This window comes from Arthrobacter sp. H14 (assembly GCF_000520495.1).
In the GTDB taxonomy this organism is placed as follows: domain Bacteria; phylum Actinomycetota; class Actinomycetes; order Actinomycetales; family Micrococcaceae; genus Arthrobacter_C.
Genome location: NZ_KI914692.1, coordinates 1 through 5,601, shown reverse-complemented (window position 1 = coordinate 5,601; position 5,601 = coordinate 1). Strand labels below are relative to the sequence as shown.

9 protein-coding genes are annotated in these 5,601 nt (G+C 61.3%); 3 read left to right on the top strand and 6 right to left on the bottom strand.

Annotated features, from left to right (window positions below; translation table 11 throughout):
- Positions 1 to 60: 60 nt before the first annotated feature.
- From Y707_RS0119545 to Y707_RS27690, 3 genes are all read left to right on the top strand, one after another.
- Positions 61 to 957, top strand: a complete 897-nt coding sequence (locus tag Y707_RS0119545; protein WP_051442219.1) for a glycine betaine ABC transporter substrate-binding protein — start codon at positions 61 to 63, stop codon at positions 955 to 957.
- A 98-nt stretch (positions 958 to 1,055) separates the two neighbouring features.
- Positions 1,056 to 1,598, top strand: a complete 543-nt coding sequence (locus tag Y707_RS0119540; protein ID WP_026536325.1) for a hypothetical protein — start codon at positions 1,056 to 1,058, stop codon at positions 1,596 to 1,598.
- A complete protein-coding gene (locus Y707_RS27690; RefSeq protein ID WP_333782865.1) occupies positions 1,549 to 2,139 on the top strand; it encodes a DUF6036 family nucleotidyltransferase in 591 nt (196 codons plus the stop codon). Before Y707_RS0119540 ends, Y707_RS27690 begins: the two co-directional genes overlap by 50 nt.
- A 9-nt stretch (positions 2,140 to 2,148) precedes the next feature.
- Here the strand turns inward: Y707_RS27690 and Y707_RS0119530 are convergent, their stop codons facing one another.
- From Y707_RS0119530 to Y707_RS27675, 6 genes are all read right to left on the bottom strand, one after another.
- Positions 2,149 to 2,667 carry an asparagine synthase-related protein gene (locus tag Y707_RS0119530; protein WP_026536324.1) on the bottom strand — a complete coding sequence of 173 codons (519 nt, stop codon included), beginning with the start codon at positions 2,665 to 2,667 and terminating at the stop codon, positions 2,149 to 2,151.
- 82 nt (positions 2,668 to 2,749) lie between these two features.
- A complete protein-coding gene (locus Y707_RS27685) occupies positions 2,750 to 3,235 on the bottom strand; it encodes a DUF3618 domain-containing protein (protein ID WP_051442217.1) in 486 nt (161 codons plus the stop codon).
- A complete protein-coding gene (locus Y707_RS0119520; RefSeq protein ID WP_253905276.1) occupies positions 3,232 to 3,603 on the bottom strand; it encodes a phage holin family protein in 372 nt (123 codons plus the stop codon). Before Y707_RS0119520 ends, Y707_RS27685 begins: the two co-directional genes overlap by 4 nt.
- A 47-nt stretch (positions 3,604 to 3,650) precedes the next feature.
- Positions 3,651 to 4,721 carry a YihY/virulence factor BrkB family protein gene (locus Y707_RS0119515; RefSeq protein ID WP_026536322.1) on the bottom strand — a complete coding sequence of 357 codons (1,071 nt, stop codon included), beginning with the start codon at positions 4,719 to 4,721 and terminating at the stop codon, positions 3,651 to 3,653.
- A 10-nt stretch (positions 4,722 to 4,731) separates the two neighbouring features.
- Positions 4,732 to 5,049 carry a hypothetical protein gene (locus Y707_RS27680; RefSeq protein ID WP_035782753.1) on the bottom strand — a complete coding sequence of 106 codons (318 nt, stop codon included), beginning with the start codon at positions 5,047 to 5,049 and terminating at the stop codon, positions 4,732 to 4,734.
- 159 nt (positions 5,050 to 5,208) lie between these two features.
- A partial coding sequence (locus tag Y707_RS27675; protein WP_253905275.1) for an asparagine synthase-related protein occupies positions 5,209 to 5,601 on the bottom strand: 393 nt, incomplete at its 5' end.

Genomic DNA, 5,601 nt, shown 5'->3' with positions numbered 1-5,601 from the left:
GAAAGAGGAACAGTGAAAACCACTCACCGTTGAGCAAAAACGATAACCACCCTGAGCGCAGTGCTGGCACTCGCGCTCACCGGCTGCGGCGGCGGCTCGGGCGACGACGGCGGGGGAGGCGAAGGCGAGCTGGCCGGCGCCTCGCTGGCCGTGGGCTCGAAGGAGTTCACCGAATCAATCCTGCTCGGCCACATCACCGCCGTCGCACTGGAGGACGCCGGAGCCGAGGTCGAGGACAGGACCGGCATCTCCGGCAGCGCCACCGTCCGCGAGGCACTCGAGGCCGGCGAAATCGACATGTACTGGGACTACACCGGTACCGGCTGGGTCAACATCCTCGGCAACACCACCGAGGATGTTCCCGATGACCTGTATACGGCTGTGAAGGAGGCCGACGCCGAGCAGAACAACATCGTCTGGCTGGAGCCGGCACCGTTCGAGAACACCTACCGCATCGCCGTCCCTCAGGCGTTTGGCGAGGAGAACGGCCTGACCAACATGACGGAGGCTGCCGCCTACATCAACGAGAACCCCGACCAGGGTGCGGTCTGCGCGGCCAGTGAGTTCATTAATCGCGACGACGGACTGCCCGGGCTGGAAGAGTTCTACGGGTTCGAGTTCTCCGAGGTGGTCGAGCTCGACCTGAACCTGATCTACACGCAGGTCGGCGAGGAGTGCAATTTCGGCGAGGTGTTCTCCACCGACGCACGTATAGTCTCCAATGAGCTGACTGTCCTTGAAGATGACAAGGGATTCTTCGTGGAGTACCAGGGCGCACTGACCCTGCGTCAGGAAACACTCGATGAGAACCCGGCCATCGCCGACATCATGGCGCCCATCAGCGCGGCGCTGACCGACGAAGTGATCACCGAACTCAACGGCAAGGTGGACCTGGAAGGCCAGCAGCCGAGGGACGTCGCTGAGGAGTGGCTGACGAGCGAAGGTTTGATCGAGTAAGCACCTGAGCTCTAAATAAAAAGCCGGCCGGTCTGCATTGCAGGCCGGCCGGCTTATGTCTCCTTGAGCCAGCGCGTGTACGGGGGTACCATACAGTCATGAACGAAGTGGACCCTCTCGTCCAGGAGGCCATTGCCGACGGCGCGCAGAGTGAGTATTCCAGGCACGCCATGCTTGACGCTGCCTTCCGGCGCCAGGAAGCCATATTATCGTTGCGTACACTCGGCCTTCCGTTCCGCCACATTGCCGCCCGACTTGGTTGCAGCACCGCTGTCGTACAGGCAGCAGTGAAAGCTGCGGAAGCCCGCCGGCCGGCAACCGAACGGCGAGAAGACAGGGTTCCATACGAGCTTCATGTTCAACTGGCCCGTAAGCTGAAGGGAGATGAAGAGAGTATCCGGCGCATCGGCAGGACGAATCTTGAGCGGATGCGGCAGACCAAACGGAATCCCGTTGCTCAGCAATGGATTGAAATGTGGAGCGACTTGCTCAATGCAAGAGTCGAGGACCTGACATCCGGGATGCTCGCCGACACAGAGCTGGGGCGCGAACTGCGGCACATGAGCCCCTTTGCCGGGGCCCTGACCGACGATGAACGCCGCCTCGCCATCAGAAGGGCTGGCCAGCTTGCATCGAAGTGACCTCGAGCATGCCATTCGGGCGGCCACTGAAATTATCCGACAGGACAGGGTAATTGTTATTGGGAGTCAGTCCATCCTGGGAACCTGGACGGAAGATCAGCTTCCGTTGATTGCGACATTCTCGGATGAGGTCGATGTCAGCCCAATGGCAGATGACGACGCGGAAACATTGGCCACCGCCCTGGACAGTGCCATTGGGGAGTGGTCGAACTTCCACCACACTCACGGTTTCTATGTCCAGGGCGTCGGGCGGCGCACGGCCACTCTTCCCAGTGGGTGGGAGGACCGGCTGGTCGGTGTCAGGAATGAGAACACGAACAATAGCACCGGCCTCTGTCTGGACCCCCATGATTTGTGTGCCGCCAAACTGATTGCGGGACGGGAGAAAGACTATGCCTTTGTCGCGGCCCTACTCCATGTGGCCTTGATAGACGGGGATACGCTGCAGGAGCGAATCGGCCTCATCGACCCGCTTGAGCCCATGAGGGAGCGCGCTCTGTCCTGGGCAAGACAGGCCGATTGGGATGCCCTCGGGGAATGAGCCCAATGTTCAGGCTTCGACGAACCGGCCCACGTTCGTTTGCGCGTTCACGCCGGGTAGCGCCTCGGTGAATATACGGTAGTAGGCGAGTTCCTCCCGCGTGCGCAGCGGCGGGTCGAGGATGTACCTTTCCCACGTAAGGTCTTCCTCGCTGACCGTTTCGCCGAAGTGTGCCCGCAGCACATCGTTCATGCCGGTGCCCTGCCCGAATTGTTCCTTTGGCCGCCAGAGCACCTCGTCCGGCAGCCAGCCGTCGAAGGCGCGGCGCAGCAGATACTTGGCAATCCGTTCGTCGCTGATCAGCGTCCACGACTGCGGCAGGGCCAGGGCGAGCTCGACCAGCTCGAGGTCCGGGAACGGGAGCCGCGGTTCAAGCCCGTGCGCGGCGGTCACCCGGTCCACGCGTTGCAGCCCGCCGATGTGCAGACCCTCGATCGTTCCAATCAGGTCCTTGTGCAGCGCCTCGCCGGTCTCGTGCTGCCCGTAGTGCGTGTAGCCGGCGAACAACTCGTAGGCGCCTTCGCCCACCAGGCAATCTTCACCTGCGTGCTGGCGAGCTTGGCCACCATATAGTTCGGTACCACGAGGATCCTGCTACGGATACACCGGTTTATCGCCGTGGCATGCGGGTTTTTCCACCTTGGTTGAGTGCGGTTTTCGGTGCCTGGTGCAGGTGTTTGGCGATGTCGCGCCGCGATGGTAGTGAAGCCTTGTGCGCGGCGGCCCGGTGACGCCATACCAGTACTCCGGCGATAAGAACGCAGACTAAGAGCGCCGCGGATCCGAGAGTGATGCCGCCGAGTCGGCGGTCGGCCGCAGGGTCTGCCTCACCGCTGTGGGTCAGCTCCCGCGCTTTTGCTCCTGTCGCCGTCACGACGCCGAGGACCTGCTCCCGGGTTGAGTCCACCACTTCCGCCGCGTGTGCCTTGTATTCGTCGGCCTTACGTTTCGCTTGCGCTTTCACGTCGAGGCGTTCGGAGAGTTGCTCAACGGTATGGCCGAGTTCGGTGCGTGTGGTGTCAATGTCAGCCTGGATGTCGCTGATAGTGGCATCTTTACCGGGCTCCGGGGATTGCGGAGTTGAATTTGTACTCATCGGTGACCGTGTTCCTTTACCTCGTTGACATCGCGCTTGACGTTCTCCATGGTTGTCTCCGGCGCGGGCGGGACGGCTTGTTTGATTTGCTTTTTGCCCACGAGGGCGGCGATACCGGCGATGATGAACAGAACCACGGTTACGATCAGAGCACTGAGCCAGACCGGCACCAGCAGGGCCAGCGCTAAAATGATGGTGGTGATGAGTGTGGCGCCGCCGAAAAAGGCGACCAGCCCTGCACCGCCGAACAGTCCCGCTCCAACACCGGCGTGCTTACCCTTCTCCTTCAGCTCGGCTTGTGCCAGCCGCATCTCGTCGCGCACTAAACGTGTCGTTTGTTCGGATAATTGCGTGACCAGCTCAGACACTGAAGGTTCTGCAGTTTTCGATGGTTCGGCAGGGTGGCCTGTGTTACTCATAATTGCTCCTTCTTGTCACGACCGTGGTCTTCACGCAATTCGCGTCCCTGCCGGACTTCGTCGTCTTCTTTCTTCCGCAGCTTCCTACTCTGGCGCGTGTCGCGCGGCGGCAACTGGATGGTTTCTTCTGCTGCGAAACCAGCCTGCAATTGCCTCCCGCGCTCCATCTCCGCATCAAGCTCCGCTCCGAAGAGCAGGGACAGGTTCGCCAGCCAAAACCACAGCAGTGCCACAATGACACCACCGATAGCGCCGTAGGTGGCGTTATAGCTGCCGAAGTTGCTCACATAGAAGTAGAAGCCCAACGACGCGACAGCCAGCATAATCAACGCGAATAATGCGCCAAGGCTCATCCACTTGAACTTGGGTTGCTTCACGTTCGGAGTGGCGTAGTACAGGATGGCGACCATCAGGACCGCGAAGAAGATCAGCACCGGCCATTTGGCGATGCTCCAAATCAGTACCGCCACCGAACCGAGCCCGACGACGTTGCCGATCGTCTCGGCGATAGGTCCGGAAACGACCAGCAGAGTGGCTATCAGGACCACCATCAGCAACAGCACCAACGTGATCAACAGCATCACTGGCTTCAGCTTCCAGAAGGGGCGGCCTTCGTCGATCTCATACACTTTGTTCATCGCGCGGCCAAATGCCCCCACGTATCCGGAGGCCGACCAGATGGCCGCAGCGAGACCGATAATCAGGGTCAGTCCCGCGGCCGGTGAGTTGACGAGGTTCGTAATCACCGGTTCAACGCTGGCGGTGGCGCCCGGGGCAACGCCTTCAACGAGCGAGAGCATAGCGTCGGTCATCCTCTGCGCCTGCCCGACGACGCCCAGCAACGAGACCAGCGCGAGCAGTGCAGGAAAAATCGATAGCACCGCGTAGTAGGTCAACGCCGCTGCCAGGTCGGTGCACTGATCGGCGGTGAACTCCCCGAGAGTCTTCTTCAGAATGTACTTCCGGGCAGGCTTGCTGATCTTGGCGGGACTGTCCGGCTTCCGGTCATCCTCCGGGTGCGGGGCCGACCCGGCCTTGGCGGCCGCATCTTCACGTCTGGTTGACACGTTCACTACCTCAGAACGTCGACTTCTCGTCCGGACTCCGGAAGCCGGTTACCGGGTCAACGGTTGCCGGGTCCCCGTTGCCTGAGGACCTGACAGCCTCGGATACCTTATCCGTGGCTTTATGCGCGGCTTCAGCACTTTTCTCCTTGACCAACGGAGCCTTCTCTTTCGCGGCGTTGCCTGCCTGGCTTACGGTTCGCTGCACCTTGGGATTGCTCCATACCCGCTGCGCCTGTGTACGGATCTGCTCGTACCGCTCACGCCCGGCCCTCGCGCCGAGCACGTAACCGACACCCACGGCTCCCAGCGTTACTATTTTTCCCATCATGGTTTACTCCAATCAATAGATCGATCCACCAACTTCGGACGGACCGCGAACAACACCTCCTTATACTAAGCCTGCTTAGTTATATTTGTATATCAATGCTCGTCGATAAGACCCGGGGGCCGGGGATCACGGCATGACTGTTTTCTGCCGGCCTGGCGATCAGGCCTCGACGAACCGTCCCACATTCGTCTGTGCGTTCACGCCCGGCAGCGCGTCCGTGAACAGCCGGAAATAGGCGAGCTCCTCACGCGTGCGCAGCGGCGGATCGAGGACATCCTGTTCACGCGTGAGGTCCTCCGCACTGACCGTTTCCCCGAAGTGTGCGCGCAGCACATCGTTCATGCCGGTGCCCTGGCCGAACTGCTCCTTCGGCCGCCACAGCACCTCGTCCGGCAGCCAGCCGTCGAAGGCGCGGCGCAACAGATACTTGGCAATCCGTTCGTCGCTGATCAGCTTCCACATCGGCGGCAGTGCCAACGCGAGCTCGACCAGCTCGAGGTCCAGGAACGGCAGCCGCGGCTCCAGCCCGTGCGCGGCGGTCACCCGGTCCAC

What these genes read in the sequence shown, in the direction of transcription:
- Y707_RS0119540 (WP_026536325.1), top strand. Translation starts at nt 1,056, where the DNA reads ATGAACGAAGTGGACCCTCTCGTCCAGGAGGCCATTGCCGACGGCGCG.
- Y707_RS27690 (WP_333782865.1), top strand. Translation starts at nt 1,549, where the DNA reads ATGAACGCCGCCTCGCCATCAGAAGGGCTGGCCAGCTTGCATCGAAGT.
- Y707_RS27685 (WP_051442217.1), bottom strand. Translation starts at nt 3,235, where the DNA reads ATGAGTACAAATTCAACTCCGCAATCCCCGGAGCCCGGTAAAGATGCC.
- Y707_RS27680 (WP_035782753.1), bottom strand. Translation starts at nt 5,049, where the DNA reads ATGATGGGAAAAATAGTAACGCTGGGAGCCGTGGGTGTCGGTTACGTG.